At 51.0% G+C, this 18,558-nt stretch carries 15 protein-coding genes; 5 read left to right on the top strand and 10 right to left on the bottom strand.

All coding sequences use genetic code 11. The features are described 5' to 3' along the window. Positions 1–89 precede the first annotated feature (89 nt). The 3 genes from rsuA to ACU8YC_RS05825 all read left to right on the top strand — a co-directional run bounded on the left by rsuA (position 90) and on the right by ACU8YC_RS05825 (position 2,681). Positions 90–797 (top strand): 16S rRNA pseudouridine(516) synthase RsuA, encoded by a 708-nt coding sequence (rsuA, locus tag ACU8YC_RS05835; protein ID WP_151219865.1) that lies wholly within the window; start codon positions 90–92, stop codon positions 795–797. A 15-nt stretch (positions 798–812) separates the two neighbouring features. Next, positions 813–2,003: a Bcr/CflA family multidrug efflux MFS transporter gene (locus ACU8YC_RS05830; RefSeq protein WP_151219864.1), complete on the top strand. Its 1,191-nt coding sequence runs from the start codon at positions 813–815 to the stop codon at positions 2,001–2,003. A gap of 333 nt (positions 2,004–2,336) precedes the next feature. Next, complete coding sequence (locus tag ACU8YC_RS05825; RefSeq protein WP_087051313.1) at positions 2,337–2,681, top strand: YejG family protein; 345 nt, start codon at positions 2,337–2,339, stop codon at positions 2,679–2,681. Between the two features lie 3 nt (positions 2,682–2,684). Here ACU8YC_RS05825 and yejF read toward each other — a convergent pair whose 3' ends face one another. The 9 genes from yejF to ACU8YC_RS05780 form a co-directional block, all read right to left on the bottom strand. Beyond that, positions 2,685–4,274, bottom strand: a complete 1,590-nt coding sequence (gene yejF / locus ACU8YC_RS05820; protein ID WP_151219863.1) for a microcin C ABC transporter ATP-binding protein YejF — start codon at positions 4,272–4,274, stop codon at positions 2,685–2,687. 1 nt (position 4,275) lies between these two features. Beyond that, positions 4,276–5,301 (bottom strand): ABC transporter permease, encoded by a 1,026-nt coding sequence (locus ACU8YC_RS05815; RefSeq protein WP_151219862.1) that lies wholly within the window; start codon positions 5,299–5,301, stop codon positions 4,276–4,278. Continuing rightward, the gene (locus tag ACU8YC_RS05810; RefSeq protein WP_003834575.1) at positions 5,301–6,395 is read right to left on the bottom strand and encodes a microcin C ABC transporter permease YejB; all 1,095 of its coding nucleotides are present in this window, start codon (positions 6,393–6,395) and stop codon (positions 5,301–5,303) included. Before ACU8YC_RS05810 ends, ACU8YC_RS05815 begins: the two co-directional genes overlap by 1 nt. After that, positions 6,396–8,210 (bottom strand): extracellular solute-binding protein, encoded by a 1,815-nt coding sequence (locus ACU8YC_RS05805; RefSeq protein ID WP_151219860.1) that lies wholly within the window; start codon positions 8,208–8,210, stop codon positions 6,396–6,398. Between the two features lie 99 nt (positions 8,211–8,309). After that, complete coding sequence (locus ACU8YC_RS05800; protein ID WP_210904553.1) at positions 8,310–9,869, bottom strand: cyclic di-GMP phosphodiesterase; 1,560 nt, start codon at positions 9,867–9,869, stop codon at positions 8,310–8,312. A 172-nt stretch (positions 9,870–10,041) separates the two neighbouring features. After that, entirely contained in the window at positions 10,042–10,611 is a 570-nt protein-coding gene (gene mepS, locus ACU8YC_RS05795; protein WP_003027474.1) for a bifunctional murein DD-endopeptidase/murein LD-carboxypeptidase, read from the bottom strand. A gap of 413 nt (positions 10,612–11,024) precedes the next feature. Next, positions 11,025–11,738: a phosphatase PAP2 family protein gene (locus ACU8YC_RS05790; RefSeq protein WP_151219859.1), complete on the bottom strand. Its 714-nt coding sequence runs from the start codon at positions 11,736–11,738 to the stop codon at positions 11,025–11,027. Between the two features lie 34 nt (positions 11,739–11,772). Then, positions 11,773–12,759: a CobW family GTP-binding protein gene (locus ACU8YC_RS05785; protein WP_210904554.1), complete on the bottom strand. Its 987-nt coding sequence runs from the start codon at positions 12,757–12,759 to the stop codon at positions 11,773–11,775. A 119-nt stretch (positions 12,760–12,878) separates the two neighbouring features. Further along, on the bottom strand, positions 12,879–14,345 hold the full coding sequence (locus tag ACU8YC_RS05780; protein WP_151219857.1) for a mannitol dehydrogenase family protein: 1,467 nt from the start codon (positions 14,343–14,345) through the stop codon (positions 12,879–12,881). Between the two features lie 202 nt (positions 14,346–14,547). Here ACU8YC_RS05780 and uxuA point away from each other — a divergent pair, with 202 nt between their 5' ends. After that, positions 14,548–15,738: a mannonate dehydratase gene (uxuA, locus tag ACU8YC_RS05775; protein WP_187253422.1), complete on the top strand. Its 1,191-nt coding sequence runs from the start codon at positions 14,548–14,550 to the stop codon at positions 15,736–15,738. A gap of 45 nt (positions 15,739–15,783) precedes the next feature. Here the strand turns inward: uxuA and pdxR are convergent, their stop codons facing one another. Then, positions 15,784–17,256 (bottom strand): MocR-like pyridoxine biosynthesis transcription factor PdxR, encoded by a 1,473-nt coding sequence (pdxR, locus tag ACU8YC_RS05770; protein ID WP_446895113.1) that lies wholly within the window; start codon positions 17,254–17,256, stop codon positions 15,784–15,786. Positions 17,257–17,420: 164 nt separating this feature from the next. Between pdxR and torC the strand changes: the two genes are divergently transcribed. Continuing rightward, positions 17,421–18,554: a pentaheme c-type cytochrome TorC gene (gene torC / locus ACU8YC_RS05765; protein WP_446895112.1), complete on the top strand. Its 1,134-nt coding sequence runs from the start codon at positions 17,421–17,423 to the stop codon at positions 18,552–18,554. Positions 18,555–18,558: the final 4 nt, after the last annotated feature.

Here is an 18,558-nt window from a genome sequence, read left to right as displayed (position 1 = left end):
TGGTGTAACGCCGCTATACTGGGCGGATAACGGTCCCACTTTTCGGGCGTAAACCCGATTCTCGTATTTTTACAGGCAAAATCACACTCATGCGACTTGATAAATTTATCGCTCAGCAACTCGGCGTCAGCCGCGCTATTGCCGGGCGTGAGATCCGTGCTAACCGCGTTACCGTCGACGGTGAAATCGTCAGAAATAGCGCTTTTAAGCTGCTGCCAGAACACGACGTAGAATATGACGGTAATTCCCTGGTTCAACAAAATGGCCCACGCTATTTTATGCTGAATAAGCCCCAGGGTTATGTATGCTCAACGGATGACCCGGATCACCCGACGGTGCTCTATTTCCTTGATGAACCGGTGGCCTACAAACTGCATGCGGCAGGGCGTCTTGATATCGACACCACCGGACTGGTGCTGATGACCGATGACGGACAGTGGTCGCATCGCATCACTTCGCCGCGTCACCATTGCGAGAAAACCTATCTGGTGACGCTGGAGTCGCCAGTGGCAGATGATACCGCCGAACAGTTTGCCCATGGTGTACAGTTGCATAATGAGAAAGACCTGACCAAGCCAGCCTTGCTGGAAGTCATTACGCCAACTCAGGTGCGCTTGACCATCAGCGAAGGGCGCTATCATCAGGTTAAACGTATGTTTGCCGCCGTGGGTAACCACGTTGTGGAACTGCACCGTGAACGGATTGGTGACATCAGGCTTGATGATGATCTGGCGCCGGGTGAATATCGTCCTTTGACCGAAGAAGAAATTGCCAGCGTTAACTTAACCCCGCGTTAATTTCAGGAGCTAAATGTGACCACCCGGCAGAACTCGTCAATTGCCATTGTCTTTATCCTTGGCTTGCTAGCCATGTTGATGCCGTTGTCGATTGATATGTATCTTCCGGCGCTGCCTGTTATCTCTGAACAGTTTGGTGTGCCAGCTGGTAGCGCGCAGATGACCCTCAGTACCTATATTCTGGGGTTTGCAGTGGGTCAACTGTTCTATGGTCCAATGGCAGACAGTCTTGGACGCAAGCCAGTGATTCTGGGCGGGACGCTGGTGTTTGCGGCTGCGGCAGTGGCCTGCGCACTGGCGCAAACCATCGATCAGCTGATCGTGATGCGTTTTTTCCACGGCCTCGCTGCTGCAGCAGCGAGCGTGGTTATCAACGCCCTGATGCGTGATATCTATCCGAAAGAAGAGTTTTCGCGCATGATGTCATTCGTCATGCTGGTCACGACTATCGCGCCATTAATGGCGCCGATTATCGGTGGCTGGGTGCTGGTATGGCTGAGCTGGCACTACATCTTTTGGATCCTCGCCGTGGCCGCTATTCTGGCGTCGGTGATGATCCTTACTCTGATCAAAGAGACTTTGCCGGTAGAGCGTCGCCAGCCGTTTCGCCTGCGTACCACTATTGGTAACTTTGCCTCGCTGTTTCGCCATAAACGCGTGCTGAGCTATATGCTGGCCAGTGGGTTCAGCTTTGCCGGGATGTTCTCGTTCCTGAGCGCCGGCCCCTTCGTCTACATTGAGATCAACCACGTTTCACCGCAGCATTTCGGCTATTACTTCGCGCTGAACATTGTGTTTCTGTTCGTGATGACCATCATCAACAGCCGCTTTGTTCGGCGGGTTGGTGCATTGAATATGTTCCGTATTGGCCTGTGGATCCAGTTCGTGATGGCAGGCTGGATGGTCTTTAGTGCATTGTTCGGGGTTGGCTTCTGGGCGCTGGTGGTAGGCGTTGCGGCGTTTGTTGGCTGCGTGTCGATGGTGTCATCCAACGCCATGGCGGTGATTCTCGATGAATTTCCACATATGGCGGGAACGGCGTCATCGCTGGCAGGGACGTTCCGCTTTGGCATTGGCGCTATCGTTGGGGCGCTGTTATCTCTGGCTACCTTTAACTCGGCCTGGCCAATGATATGGTCGATAGCATTTTGCGCCACCAGCTCAATTCTCTTCTATCTCTACGCCAGTCGCGCCAAAAAACGGTGATCTATTACACAACCTGGGGGCCATAAGGCCTCCAGAGTTGATGTACATCAACCGCAAATCTATCATTTTCCCCGCGTATGTTTATTTTATGTAAAATCAATTTATGTAAAAAGTCACATCATTGTAGTTAAAAAGGTTGAGTTAGATCGCAGAAACGAGTACATATAGCGCGGAAACATGCCTGAACCGTTGAATAAATTTAAATAGTGGGTTCGGAAAGCGTCGTAAAGACTGGGTGTAAACGTTTACCAACTGTCTAAAGACGTATTGTCAATAATGTGTTAATATTGATGTAAAATAATTGTGAAGTGATTGTACTTCCAGGGAAAGAAAGTGATGACATTACAACTCTCAATCGTTCATCGTCTGCCGCAGTGCTATCGTTGGTCGGTGGGTTTCGCAGGTTCAAAGGTTGAACCGATTCCGCACAACGGTCAGAGCAATGAAAACAGCCTGGTGGCTCTCAAATTGCTTAGCCCTGATGGTGACAGCGCATGGTCAGTCATGCACAAACTTAGTCAAGCCCTCAGCGACATTGAGGTACCTTGTTCCGTGCTGGAATGCGAAGGGGAGCCGTGTCTGTTTGTGAATCGTCAGGATGAATTTGCCGCGACCTGCAGACTGAAAAATTTCGGCGTGGCCATCGCAGAACCATTTTCAAACAACAATCCGTTTTGAGCGTCAGCTTAGCGCAAGTAGCTGACGCGTATACGCCTGCTGTGGCGCGTTAAATACGTGCTCGCATTGCCCTTGTTCCACGACCTCTCCCTGACGTAACACAATAACCTGATGGCATAACGCGCGTACGACGTGCAGATCATGGCTGATAAAGATATAAGCCAGCCGATGCTTTTCCTGTAAAGACTTTAACAACGTCAGGATTTGCGCTTGTACGGTTCTGTCGAGCGACGATGTTGGTTCATCCAGAACGATCAGGGAGGGCTTGAGAATCAATGCCCTGGCAATAGCTATACGTTGACGCTGGCCGCCAGAGAACTCCGCCGGGTAACGATGTCGCGTTTCACTATCCAGTCCCACTTCCTTCATTACCGCCTTCACCTGCGCTTCGCGCTGTTCGGCTGAAAGGGTAGGCTGATGAACGCGCAACCCCTCCTCAATAATCTGTAGCACGCTCAGGCGCGGGTTCAGCGAGGAGTTGGGATCCTGAAAGACCACCTGTATGCGGTGACGGATCGGCAACAGCTGGCGACGATTTAAGGTATGCAGCGCCTGACCATCGAACACAATGCTTCCCTGTGAGGTGATTAACCTCAGGAGCGCGAGTCCGGTAGTGCTTTTCCCCGACCCTGACTCACCGACCAGCCCCAGCGTTTCACCGGGTCGCAGAGAAAAACTGATATTGTTAACCACGACGTTGTGGTCCACCACACGCTTCAGGATACCTTTGCGGATGGGGAATGCGACGCACAGTTTTTCCACTTCCAGCAGCGGGGCTTGCCCGGCTGGTAAAGGTATCGGGTCGCCGGAAGGTTCGCTGTTTAACAATTTCTGCGTATAGGGATGCGTTGGCGCACTGAGCAACTGTGCGGCATGATTTTGCTCAACACACTGGCCGTTTTGCATGACTGCTACTGTATCGGCCAGTTTTTTCACAATGCTGAGGTTATGGGTAATGAACAGCAATCCCATGTTCAGCTCACGCTGCAATTCCCGCAGCAGCTGCAGGATCTGCGCCTGGACGGAAACGTCCAGCGCGGTGGTGGGTTCATCGGCAATCAGCAGCTCCGGTCGCGTTAGCAGCGCCATGGCGATCATCACGCGCTGGCGTTCACCGCCGGACAGCTGGTGCGGGTAGTCTGCGAGTCGTTTGGCCGCCTGACGAATACCGACACGATCAAGACAGGTCAGTATTTCTGCACGCGCGGCCTCCCGACGCATTCCTCGATGCAGCGACAGCACTTCATAAAGCTGTTTTTCCAGGTTGTGAAGTGGGTTTAGTGACACCATTGGTTCCTGGAAAATCATGGCGATCTTATTCCCCCGCACGCCGCGAAGCACTTGCTCATCGGCGTGAAGTAATGATTCGCCATGAAAACGGATATCGCCGGAAAGGTAGACTACCGGAGGGGAGGGTAACAACCGTAAAATAGACAGCGCGGTCACGCTTTTACCTGAGCCGGATTCACCCACCAGTGCCAGCGTTTGCCCGGCATCAACGCGCAGTGACAGACTGTTGACCACGGTGCGCACGGTGTTCTGTTGGCGAAAACCTACCGATAAATTGTCAATAGCTAACAGAGGTTGTGTCATCTTAAATCGCCTTGTTGGGATCGAACGCGTCGCGTACCGCTTCACCAATAAAGATCAGTAGCGATAAGAGCAGGGCAACGGAGATGAACGCGGTAATGCCAAGCCACGGTGCCTGCAGGTTGTTTTTACCCTGCAACAGGAGTTCTCCCAGCGATGGCGAGCCAAGCGGTAAGCCAAACCCAAGAAAATCCAGCGAGGTCAGGGTCGTTATCGAGGCGCATAAAATAAACGGTAAAAAGGTCAGAGAGGCAACCATCGCATTGGGTAGCATATGGCGCAGAATAATACTGCGATCGCTCACGCCGAGCGCCTGAGCGGCACGAATGTAATCAAAGTTTCGGGTGCGTAAAAACTCCGCGCGCACCACGCCCACCAGGCTCATCCAGCCAAACAGCACCGTTATGCCCAGCAGCCACCAGAAGTTAGGCTGGACCACGCTCGACAACAAAATGATCAGAAACAGCGTTGGCATACCTGACCAAACTTCAATGAAGCGCTGCCCCCACAGGTCCACCTTGCCGCCATAATAGCCCTGGATTGCGCCAGCCATTATCCCCATCACGCTGGAGCACAGAGTTAGCATTAAACCAAACAGAACAGAAATACGTGTGCCGTACAGGATCCGCGCCAGCACGTCACCGCCGTTGGCATCCGTTCCCAGCCAGTTTTGTGCCGAAGGCGGGGAAGGGAAGGGCTTATCGGTGGCAAAGTTAATGCTGGTAGCACCAAAGCGTATTGGCGCCCACAGGATCCAGCCCTGGTCTTCCAGGCGCTGCTGTAGCCAAGGATCCTGATAATCAGCCTGGGTCGCCAGCGGTCCGCCGAAGTCGCTTTCACTGTAGTTTTTGAACAAGGGGAAATACCAACTGTTGTCGTAGCGCACCAGCAGCGGCTTATCATTGGCAATCAGTTCTGAACACAGGCTAAGGCCGAACAGCACCAGAAAAATCCACAGCGACCAATAACCGCGACGGTTATGGCGAAAACGCGCCCAGCGGGCCTGATTGACGGGGCTTAATCGCGACATTAACGTCCCTCAAAATCAATACGGGGATCGACCAGCGTATAGCTGATGTCACTGAGGATATTCAGCAGCAGGCCGATCAGGGTGAAGATATAGAGCGTGCCAAACATGACCGGATAGTCGCGTGATACGGTGGATTCATATCCCAGTAGCCCCAGACCATTAAGCGAGAACATCACTTCAATCAGCAGCGAGCCGGTAAAAAACATACTGATAAACGTCGCCGGGAAGCCCGCGATTACCAGCAGCATGGCGTTGCGAAACACATGTTTCCAGAGAATATTCTTCTCGCTGACCCCTTTGGCGCGTGCGGTGACGACATACTGTTTGCGTACCTCATCCAGAAATGAGTTTTTGGTCAGCATGGTCAGTGCGGCAAACCCGCCAACCACCGTTGCAAGCACGGGTAAGGTAATATGCCAAAGGTAGTCGGTCACTTTCTGATACCAGGGCAGGGAGTCAAAATTGGCGGAAACCAGGCCGCGCAGCGGGAACAGGTCGTAGTAGCTACCCCCGGCAAAAAAGACGATCAGCAAAATGGCAAACAGAAAGGCCGGTATGGCATAGCCAATAATAATAAATGCGCTGCTCCAGACATCAAATCGGCTGCCGTTATGAACTGCTTTGCGGATCCCAAGCGGTATCGACACCAGATAGATGATGAGCGTACTCCATAGACCCAGCGTAACGGAAACTGGCAGGCTGTCTTTGATAAGTGTCAGCACTGAGGCGCTACGAAACAAACTGTCGCCGAAATCGAAACGAATATAGTCCCAAAGCATTTTGAAATAGCGCTCATGAATGGGCTTATCGAACCCGTAACGCCGAGTGATTTCGGCGATGACTTCCGGGTCAAGACCCCGGCCGCCGCGATAATTACTGTCGCTAATGTTACCAACACCGGTTTGCGCGTGGCTGGCGCGAACGCCTTCACTGCCCGCACCAGGTAATGCCCCGCTTTGCCCGAACTCAATAGCGGCGACGGCCTGCTCAACTGGGCCGCCGGGGGCAATCTGCACGATAAAAAAATTGATCGTAATGATCGCCCAAAGCGTTGGGATCACCAGCAGCAGGCGTCGAATCAGATAAGCGCCCATTTATTCTCCCTGCCGTCTGGCAGCGGGCAGTTTCGCCGCTTTGTTGACGTCATACCACCAGTTGTCGAGGCCAATGGTATAAATTGGGCGAATAGCCGGATGCGAAAATTTATCCCACCAGGCGATACGATCCTCTGCCATAAACCACATCGGCAACATGTAGTAATTCCAGGTTAAAACCCTGTCCAGTGCCCGACCGAGTGGGATAAGTTTGGCTTTATTACCTTGCGCGGCAATGATTTGGCCAATCAGGTTATCGATTACCGGGCTTTGCACGCCGGGAGCGTTGTAGCTGGAGTCAATATAATCAGAAGCCCACAGAATTTGCAGGTCAGAACTCGGCCATGGCATCGCGCGATACAACCTTGGCATCATGTCATAGTCGCGACTGCGCAAGCGGTTGGTGATTTGCGAGTTATCAACCTGACGGATGTTCATCGTAATGCCTAAGCGTTGCAGGTTGTGTTGGAACGGCAACACCCACTGACTGTTGCTACCCGCCGGGAGCAACAGCTCAAAGCTCAGGGGTTTACCGCTGACGCTGTTTACGCGTTGCTGCCCCTTGAGTACCCATCCGGATTGTTCCAGTAAGGTATCAGCTTTCAACAAGTTCTCACGATCGTAGCCATCGCCTTTTGATTTTGGCGGCTGATAGATTTGGCTGAAGACCTCAGGAGGGAGATCTTTTTTCAAAGGGGCGAGAATCACCAGTTCATCTGCATCGGGGTATTTTGTAGCAGCATATTCGGTATTCTGAAAATAGCTGTTGGTCCGGCTCCAGGCGTTATAGAACAGTGCTTTATTCATCCATTCAAAATCAAAGGCCAGGGTGATGGCTTCCCGCACCCGTCGGTCACTGAACACCGGACGCTGAATATTAAATGCCAGCCAGCGCGTATCCTGGGCGGATTCATTTTTTTGTTCATCTTTAATGATGTAATGATTCGCGAAATTTTTCCCGGTATAACGCGTCGCCCAGTTTTTGGCATCGTTCTCAAGACGCAGGTCAAACGCCCCGGCCTTAAACGCCTCAAAAGCGACGTTATCATCCAGGTAGTAGTCGTAGCGGATAGTATCAAAGTTCCAGCGTCCGCGATTGACGGGCAGATTAGCGGCCCAATAATCTTTGACGCGCGAATAGACAATATACTGGCCCATTTTCCATTTCGTGATGCGATAAGGACCGCTGGCGAGCGGAGGTGATGATAGGGGGTCGCTGAGCTTATGATCTTTCCAGTACTTCTCTGGCATCACGGGTAATGAAAACAGGCTGAGCATGTCCTCTTTACCCGGTTTGGCTAATTCAATGCGTACGGTTAATGGCGCGATGGCTTTTACCGTTGTTCCCTTGTAGACCAGACGAAACTGCGGCACGCCTTCGGTCATAAATTTGTGGAAGGTGAATGCGACATCGCTGGCAGTAATGGGAGAACCATCATGAAAACGCGCTCGTGGATTAATGGCGATTTCCACCCAGGAATAGTCGTCAGCATAGCGTGCGCTGTCGGCGATGAGTGGATAATAACTGCCAGGTTCATCGTCAGAGGTAGTAAACAGCGTATCGTAGAGGGTTTCGGTACGCGCACCGGGGTTACCGCGCATTGCATAGCGGTTGAAGTTATCAAAAGTGCCGATGGCGGAGAGAGTGATTTGCCCGCCTTTGGGGGCCGCAGGGTTTACGTAATCAAAATGATTAAAGTTGAACGCGTACTTCGGTTCACCCAGTACGGCAAAAGCATAGCTTTCTTTGATGGACTGCGCCTCGGCGCTAAACCCGATGAGGGCGATAAACAGCAGCAATACGCGAGGGATCATTAAAAGCGATTTCCTTTTCCTGCCACAACCCGACAGGCATCATGCCTGAGAGATAAGAGATGCGGCGGCGAGTGAGAGTCTATGATTCGCATACTGCGATCACCACGTCGGCTTATTGGGCTGCGCCATCCAACGCACGAAATCAGCAAGCTTTAATGGTCGGCTAATCCAGTATCCCTGGAAAAAATGTACTCCACGCTCGCGCAGCCAACGGGCTTGCTCAGGTGTTTCAACCCCTTCAGCAACTGTCAGCATATTAAGACGTTTAGAGAGTGTCAACACGGCGTCCAGAACCGGAGAGGTCAGGGTTTCCGTCCCAATGGCGTTAATAAAGCCGCGATCGATTTTCAGGTAGTCAACGGTAAAGCGCTCCAGATAGATAAGTGCGCTATGACCTGTGCCAAAATCATCAATGGCAATTTCAAAACCTGCTGAATGCAACCATTCAAATAGCTCGATTGCCTTGTGTTGATGCAGCATATCCCGCTCGGTGATTTCCAGCACCAGTTGAAAAAAGTGCGCGGGAAGACAAGTGTACAGGCGTTGAATATCATCTTTAAACGTCTCGCCGTGTAAGTGCGTTGGCGCGATATTGATCCCCAGTTTTGCGCCCGCGGGCAATGCTTTTTGTAGCATCGGCGCGTCCTGGGCTATCAGCTTAAAGAGGTGCTGGGTTAGCGGCACAATCATTTTCTGTGATTCTGCGTAGTGAATAAAGGCATCCGGAGGGATCTCACCGGTGGTCGGGTGATGCCAGCGTAATAGTACCTCGACACCTTTCACCTCCAGCGTTTGCACCTCTACGACGGGCTGGTACACCACATAAAACTGATTGTGTTTGATGGCGTTAAGGATATCTTTCCCCGGGCGTAAACGGACGGCATAGATGTAGTACCAGAGAAGGAGGGCGGTCATGATCCCGGCCAAGCATCCGAGCATGATGGCGTATCCCACATCTTTATACGTCCACCGATCCGCGTAAAAACGCACCTCCAACGGGAATGTAGACAACCGTGCATTATAGGATGGGATGGCAGGGAGTTTGGACGCAGGGATTAATTGTTCGGAAAACGTGGTGATAGCCGTCTTCCCGACGATGAGTGCTACGCCGTTGAAATCATCTTGCCTGGCGTTATAGAGAAGATAGGGGGCCAGGTTAACATTCAGAGTGGCAAAAACGCCGCTGTTCTGTAATGAATGATTGCGATACCAAATGAGTATTGCCGGTTTATTCGGCATCATTGGCGTACCGGGCTGGAGATCCATATCGATATCTTTCGTCATGTCCAGAACGGGAACCAACTGCTGAAGAGGAGTATTCATTGGACCGGTTGCTGAAGAGCAGAAAGCGATACCGTCTTTTACCAGTAAAAAGGCCCGAACATTCAGGCTAAACGCAGCGCTGGAAGTGAGTTGAGCTGAAGCTTGCGAGCAGGTGTCTTTTACCAGAGGCTGTAGCGTGTTGGTGGTGGTTTCAAGGTCAACGAAGAAACTTTCTATATAACTTTGTATGTTAGACGTTAGCGTGTCGTACTTTGCGTTTCGTTGATGCCATGACATAAAAAACTGCAGTGAGCTGACGAGTAACGCGACGACTATCCCCGTTATAACGCAGGTGAGCAGGAGTTTACGTTCGGAAGAAGAGGAGCGTCTTAACATAGTTCCTTATGTTTACCTGAAGTAACCATTTGTCCTGTATGAATATAACCTGAAATGATTCATGTTGTGAGATTTTTCTTAGTCACAAAAGCAACGCAAAAAAAAGCACTGCCGTAGCAGTGCTTTTTTATATGTCTCATCAGGATAGCCAAGGGATAGCTGCCAAACGAAATTAACTGCGGCTCAGGACCCGGCGAGCTTCGTTGTAACGCTTTTTCCAGTAAGGTTCGTTCATGCTGGAAATGATAACGCCACTGCTGGTCGAGGCATGTACGAACTGGTTGTTGCCGATATAAATACCGACGTGTCGGCCAGTAGAGCCAGCACGGAACAGAACCAGATCGCCTGTGCGCAGATTAGTGCGCGAAACGGATTTACCCGTTTCCTGTTGTTCGTAGGTTGAGCGAGGAAGCTCTAAACCAAATTGCTCGCGAAACGTACGCTGTACGAAGCTTGAACAATCAATACCTTTTTTAGTGCTGCCGCCAAGGCGGTAACGCACGCCTTTCCAGTCAGCATACTGGTCCATAATACGTGATTTAACATCAATATTACGCACCATATTTTCAAATTCATCCTGAGAGGCTTGCAGTGAAGAGTTATCTCCATTGCCCACAGCATGCGTCTCAGAATGCATATTCCTGGCGGTGTTCGTTGTGCTACATGCAGAAAGCAGAACCGCAACTGCTATCGCGGGTATGCCCCGCAAGATATATCTCAAAATCGGTTGAGATTTGACCATTTTGTTTGTTTTCCCTTGAAGTCCTTAACGATAAATATCGTTATAAAAAATGCCAAACGTGACGAGACTAATTACCATCGCACGATGAGACAATTCTTTAAGGTCAAATCTGTGGCAGAACGCACAAATTTATTCGTAAAGAGAATAATTACCCTGCGAGGCAAAACGAGTTCGAGATTACCCGATCGCTCCGGTCATTGCGAGTGATTTTACGTGATTTCTTATAAGAAAAATTGATACAGAAAGTGAATAAACGGCATTGTATAAAATAAGAACAATCAGAGGAAAAAACAGGCAACTCATTCATTTGCAACATGAATAATGTGACAGGAGAATGACAATCAGAATGATGAAATATCGGCAAGCATCATCAGGGAATCAGAAGTATCCCTGATGATGTTAATTACTCTGTGTTATTTGTTTGAAAATTGTTTGTTTTTACCAGGCAGATAATTCACGAACAGCGTGACTAATCGGTCGCTTAATGGCGTCATTAACCACCAGGGAAGTCCAATCAAGACGACCGTCATGGAACCGACCACGATATCGGTGAGCCAGTGAGCGCCAATCATTACGCGCGGGAAGGCAAAAACCACAGTGATAATAAGGCCGATTATGCCTGCGATTTTTCCGAAATAACGCAGCATAAATGCGGAAAAAATAAGCAGCATCATACCGTGGTCGCCGGGGAAACTGTCTCTGGACGCATCTTTGGTTGGAATATGCAGCAGCTCGCTGACACGATAAATATTATCCAGCATCAGAGTAGGGCTGGCCCGTTTAACGGGAATTAGCGCCTGACCCAATTGATTTAATACCACGGCGGTGAGCAGCATTACCAGGCCAATAGCCACAATGCGTCGGCGACCTTCCGACGCCTCTTTCAGCCAAAAGTGCAGCATCAATGCGCCCATTGCCAGCAATGAGCAGCCATCAAAGGCCCGATTATTGGTGATAGCAACAATCCATAAAAACAACGGGTTTTCCACCAGCTTCTGATTAAAGAAGCGGAAAACATCCGTATCCAGTGAGGACCAGACCCCATGCCCGGTTGGAATATACCAGGACAGAAATAGCGCCAGACCCGCAATATTAAGCAGGAGAATAAGAGGATATCGGGTTTTCATCGTCGTTTACCATTGCTATAAAACGAAGGCAACCTTACGCGCCACCATCTAAACGAAGTCTCAACAACGCGCCCTGTAACGCATTCCAGTCGGTCTCGGTATCGGAAATAAGTTCAATACGGCTATCCGGTGGCGCAACATTTTGCGTTTCAATATGCCAGTCATCTCCCTGGCGGTTAATGCGTACCAGTCCTTCTTTAATACGCATTACCCCCTTCACGCGCCCTACGGGGGCAAGGCGTGACCATTCCAGCAGGCCGATGGTATCGAAGACTGTGTCAGCGTCAAAAATCCAACCGCAGGCCTGATGGCCCTGTCCGCTGTTCAGGCTGCGCCGCCAGCGCTGTTGGGCAGGCAGACTCAATGCCGCCAGCCCCTTTTTATCGGCATGACTATGGGTATGCTCAGCGCTTGCAGGAAGCTCCGCCAGGTTTAGTCGGGGCAAGTCCAGTAGTTGACCGTCAATTTGCCCATGGTCGGCGTGAACTAACTGGCGATTGCCGCCGTAGAGTTGCCACCAGCTTTGCAGGGCATTTTCGCTTTCCGCTGTGGCGCGGTCGGCTTTGTTGGCCACTATGATATCCGCGGCGGCCAACTGGTCGCGGAAATTGTCATTGGCGACGCTTTTTTCATCCAGTAACAGCCGCGGGTCAAGAATACAGAGGGTCGCACGCAGATCGATCCACGGTTCGTAAACCGGTGCGGTGAGTAAATCCAAAATCTGTTTTGGGTGGCCGAGGCCAGTGGGTTCAATCAGCAGACGGTCAGGTTTTCCCTGACGTAGCAGCGTATTGAGGCCAACCTGCATCGGCAGACCGTTAACGCAGCACATACAGCCGCCGGGGATCTCTTTTAGCAGTGCGCCGCTGTCGGCCAGCAGCGCGCCATCGATGCCTACTTCGCCAAACTCATTGACCAGCACGGCCCACTTCTCTGCGGGATTTTTGTTCGCCAATAGATGAAGAATAGAGGTGGTTTTGCCACTGCCAAGGAAACCAGTGATGAGATTGGTTTTAGTCACATTTACTCCAGAATCATAAATAACCGTAATGGCATTTAACAATCCTGGCGAAAAACGGCGAAAAAGAGAAGGGGTGAGAGGACGAAGACGCACTTCGTCCGGTTTAATGGCAGAAATCGTTAATTATTTAACGTGGTAATGACAGCCTGATGTGCTCCGTATTGAGTAATACGTTGCCAGGCTTTTTCAATCGCTGCGACAAACTGCGGATTCTGGACGAGATCGGGAGCGAAAATTTCGCGCAGCGAAAGCAGGGCGCTGACACGTTCTGATTCAGTGCTCTGTTTAACCAGAGCGGTAATCTTCTCACTTAGCGGGTCACGAATATCAATTGCGGCGCCTGAGTCATCCACGCCGCTCACGTAACGCATCCAGCCGGCGACGCCGAGCGCCAGCAGCGGCCACTCGCTTTGACGTGCTAAATGTACGCGGATCCCTTCCAGCATTCGCTGGGGTAATTTCTGACTACCATCCATCGCGATTTGCCAGGTTTTATGCTTCAGCGCCGGGTTGGCAAAGCGCTCAAGCAGACTTAGTGCATATTGGTCCAAATCCACATCGGTAATTTGTAGTGTGGGGGCCTGTTCCTTGAGCATCAGCCGGTAAGCGGCTTCACGAAATGCGCGGTCCTGCATACATTCGCTAATATGCTGGAATCCGGCCAGATAGCCGAGATAAGCGAGAAATGAATGACTGCCGTTCAGCATCCGCAGTTTCATTTGTTCCCATGGCAAGACGTTTTCGACCATCTGCACACCCGCTGCTTCCCATTGTGGGCGGCCAGAGACAAAGTTGTCTTCAATCACCCACTGGATAAACGGTTCGCAGCTGATTGCGCAAGGATCGGCCACGCCCAGTTCGTGGGTAATTTCAGCCAGTGATGCTTCGGTAGCGGCAGGAACGATCCTGTCCACCATAGTGCCCGGAAAACTGACATGCGCCAGGATCCACTGCGCCAGTTCAGGTGAGCGTTTTTTCGCCATTCCCAGCACGGCGTTCTTTACTACGTGACCATTGTCCGGGATGTTATCGCAGGAGAGGACGGTAAACGGTTGCAGTCCACGTTCACGTCGACGGTGCAGTGCTTCAACAATAATTCCGGGCGCGGAGTGCGGTTCAGCCGGTGTCTGCAGATCGTGAATAATACGCGGATTAGAGAGATCCAGCGAACCTGTTGCCGGATCGATACAGTAGCCTTTTTCAGTAATGGTCAATGAGACAATCGCCACCTGAGGCTCGCAGAATTTTTCAATAATGGCTGTCAGCGAATCCAGCGTGGCGTTCAGACATTCGTTGACGGCGCCGATAACAATCGGCTGGTTGCCGTTAGCCCCTTTTTCTAACACCGTAAATAAATGATCCTGTTCGCGCAGCTGACGCATCAGCCGATCGCCGCTAAACAGGCTGATTTCGCAAATTCCCCAATCTCCGCCTTGCGCATTCAGCACCCTGTCGGTCAATAACGCCTGATGGGCGCGGTGAAAAGCACCGAAACCAAAATGCACAATCCGCGTTTTTAATTGCTGGCGGTCGTACTGCGGCATCATGACATTTTCCGCCAGTGGCGCTGAGGCAATAGTTTTCATTAAATACACCTGATTAACCATTAATTAACAATGCCAGTATAAAGTTATATGACAGCAAATTAAATTGGTGTGCCTCATTTATCAGGGGAATGTGAGCTGGATCAATCAATGACCGGCCATCTGTTGATCATCTATGGGATGCCTGTATGGTAGTCATCATTCAGTTAGCTTAATTTGGTATAACAACTTGTGAGGTGAAACAATGGAACAAACCTGGCGTTGGTACGGACCTAACGATCCAGTATCACTTGATGATGTGCGTCAGGCTGGCGCAACGGGTGTTGTGACCGCCTTGCACCATATTCCCAACGGTGAAGTGTGGCCGGTAGAAGAGATTCAAAAACGTCAGGCTATTCTGGCAGAAAAAGACCTGACCTGGTCGGTGGTGGAAAGTATTCCTGTTCACGAAGATATCAAAACACGTTCAGGTCAATATCAAACGTGGATTGCCAACTATCAACAGAGTATCCGTAATCTGGCGACCTGTGGCATCGATACCGTGTGCTATAACTTCATGCCGATCCTTGACTGGACGCGTACCGACCTCGAATATCAGCTGCCCGACGGCTCCAAAGCGCTGCGATTTGATCAGATTGCTTTTGCGGCCTTTGAACTGCACATTTTGCAACGCCCGGGAGCTGAAGCGGATTACACCGAAGAAGAACAACGTCAGGCGCTCGACTACTTCAATGCCATGAGCGATGCCGATATTGAAAAGCTGACCCGTAACATCATTGCCGGCCTGCCGGGTGCGGAGGAGGGTTATACGCTGGATCAGTTCCGTGCGCGCCTTGCCGAATATGACGGCATCAGCAAAGACGATCTGCGCGATAACATGGCGGTATTCCTGCGGGCGATTGTGCCAGTGGCAGAAGAAGTCGGCGTGCGCCTGGCCGTGCACCCTGACGATCCGCCGCGTCCGATCCTCGGCCTGCCGCGCATCGTTTCGACTATCGAAGATATGCAGTGGCTGAAAGAAACTGTCGACAGCATTAATAACGGTTTCACTATGTGTACCGGCTCTTACGGCGTACGCGCTGACAATGACCTGGTGAAAATGATCGAAACCTTTGGCGATCGCATCCACTTTACACACCTGCGCTCAACCTGCCGTGAAGAGAACCCAAAAACCTTCCACGAAGGTGCGCATCTGCAGGGCGATGTGGATATGGTATCGGTGGTGGCTGCCATCCTTAACGAAGAGCAGCGACGTAAAAAAGCGGGTGATTTGCGGCCTATCCCTATGCGTCCTGATCATGGACACCAGATGCTTGACGATCTGCACAAGAAAACCAATCCGGGCTACTCTGCGATCGGCCGCCTGAAAGGACTGGCGGAAGTTCGCGGCGTTGAGCTGGCGCTGAAACAAACGCAGTTCCGCGATCTGCTGTAAGGCTAACAACAGGGATTGTGCCACAGGTACAATCCCCGCTGTTTATCAAGGCTGTGTTAGCGCCAGCTCCAGCACCGACAACACCTTATTGATCTGCTGTATCTGCAACCCGCCAAACCCAAAAAACATTACTGCGTCTCTGTTTTCCTTACGCCACACTGCTTCTGACCCATTTTCTATATCCGGCAGCGTGTCAAAGCGGATCCCTGCCAGCAGGCAACGCTGCTGCAGCCTCGCTATCGTATCGGGGTGTCTGTCAATGCGTAAAGAGAGGTGCAGACCCGCCGTTGCGCCAGCGATTTTCCCTGCCGAAAACAGACTGGAAAGGCCATCGCGTAACAAGATAAGGCGCGCGGCGTAACTGCAGGCCAGTTTACTGATGTGCGTATAAAACACCTGATTTTGCATTAATTCGGCTAAGAATTGCTGTAATAACCACTGACTCCCGTTGTTGTTAAGCGCTTTCATATTCTGTACCGCCGGGAGCAGTTCATCTGGGCAAATGAGATAGCCAAGACGTGCCCCCGGTCCCAGCGTTTTAGAAAATGTTCCCATGTAGATAACCCGATTGTGATAATCCATGGCTTTCAGCGCAGGGAGGGGATTCTCGCCATAGGTAAACACAGCATCATAATCATCTTCAATGATATAAGCGCCGACGCGCTGCGCCCACGTCAATAACGACTGACGACGCTCCAGCGAAAGTACGCTTCCCATCGGATATTGATGAGCTGGGGTTACATAGCAAAGCTGGGTTTCCGCTTCGGGTAAATTATCTGTTTGCAGTCCGTGGTTATCTACCGCAATTGACGTAATATCTGCGCCATAATAATTAAACAGATGCCATGCGCCAGAATAACAAGGGGACTCGGTCACAACGTGGCACTTTTTTTGCTGACTGACAGCATGATGAATAATAAATATTTGACTAAGCAGTGACAATCCTTCCTGAATCCCGTTGGTAATAATGATGTTCTCTGCCCGGGTATTAATGCCGCGAGTTAAATTAAGGTATCTGACTAATTGCTCACGCAGTGAAAATAATCCGTTTGGTGAATGATATCGGGTAAATAATTGTTCTTTAAACACGCTCGGGGCATTATTCCATTTTCTCCAGCTTGCCCAGGGAAAAGCATTGGGGGCGGGGACGCCTATCCGGCAGTAGCATTCCCGCCCGGGTTCTGCGTAAACATCGGTAGAGACCCCGGCAGCTTTAGGTTTTACCGGTGGGGAGCCCTGAGTCACGGGCGCATGCACTGGGGTTACACGTACAGGCCTGGTGAATATCACCTCATAGCCAATGCCGTGTCGGCTCTTAATTAACCCAGCCGCCATCAGCTTGTCATAGGCCATCACTACCGTTATTTTAGCAACGTGCAATACCTGAGCCTGCTCGCGAATAGAGGGGAGTTTGTCTCCACAAAGCAAATCACCCTGCTGAATGGCCTGGAAATAAAATTGAAATATCTGCAGTTGCAGTGGAGTACGGCTTTCTCTATTGAGCGTCAGTGTTAGCATAAGAAATTCCTTATTTACAGATGGTCACTATATTACGAATTTCTGATCTTTACTATTTGACTCACCTCATAGAGTGGATGCTGTTCCTATAATCTGCTTTCGCTGTCTCTATTTTTGATTTTTATTATCCCTTAGCGTGTCGCTATTAAAAAATGGAGGCAAGCATGTCGTGGATAAGAAAAAGCGCACTGTGGTGTGTATTCGCCGGAGCGGTAGTCATGGCCCTGGCTATTTGGGGAGCGTGGCAAGGCGTTCATTACACCAGTACGACCGAGTTTTGTTTATCGTGTCACTCAATGCGTACGGCAGGAGAGGAGTATAAAACCAGCGTGCATTTTCGCAATGCTTCTGGCGTGCGTGCGGAGTGTAAGGATTGTCATATTCCACCTGGCATCGTCCCAACGTTGGTTCTTAAAACGCAGGCCTTAAACGATCTCTACCACACCTTTATTTCCCCTTCGATTGATACCCCAGAAAAATTTACCGCAAAACGGGCGGAGCTGGCCCAGAGGGAATGGGCACGCATGAGCGCGAATAATTCAGCGGCGTGTCAATCTTGCCACAGCTACGAGGCGATGGATCACGGCAAGCAATCAGCCAATGCGGCGGCGCAAATGACCGCGGCGGCGGCAAAAAACAGTAACTGTATCGATTGCCACAAAGGCATTGCTCATCACAAACCCGATATGAGCAGCGGTTTTCGCGATCGCTATAAGCAGCTACAGCATCAGGGGGCGTCGTTGTCACAGGTGAGCACGCTGTTCTCGCTAAGCGAAAAAGCCCTGACGGCTACGGCAGGGAGCGCGGCAGGTAAAGCGCTTTTGTTTCCTGCCACCGAGGTCAAGGTGCTGCAAAAAGAGGGCAACAACCTACAACTTGAAGTAACAGGTTGGCGTGAAAGTAAAGGGCGTGGGCGGGTGATTACCCAGTATATGGGGAAGCGCGTTTTCTCCGCTGTGCTCGATGACGCCCTGATGGCTAACGTAAACGTGCTGCAAACTCAGGTCGATCCTGACTCACATCAGCAATGGCAACAAGTGAGCGTCACCGCCTGGACCTCCGCGCAGGACTTTATCAACACGCTGGATCCCATCTGGGAATACTCGGATCAAATGCTGCAATCCACTTGTAGCGCCTGTCACAGCACGCCCCCAACCACACGCTATACCGCCAACGGCTGGATCGCCGGATTGAAAGCGATGTCGACCTACTACCGGCTTAACCCGGTGGAAGAACGCACGTTGTTGAAATATCTCCAGACCCACGCCAGCGATGTGTCCGACCCTAATAACAATTAAGGAT

The organism is Citrobacter sp. VF227 (genome assembly GCF_052950715.1).
The sequence above is the reverse complement of the archived record's forward strand: the minus strand, read 5'-3'. Positions and strand labels throughout refer to the sequence as shown.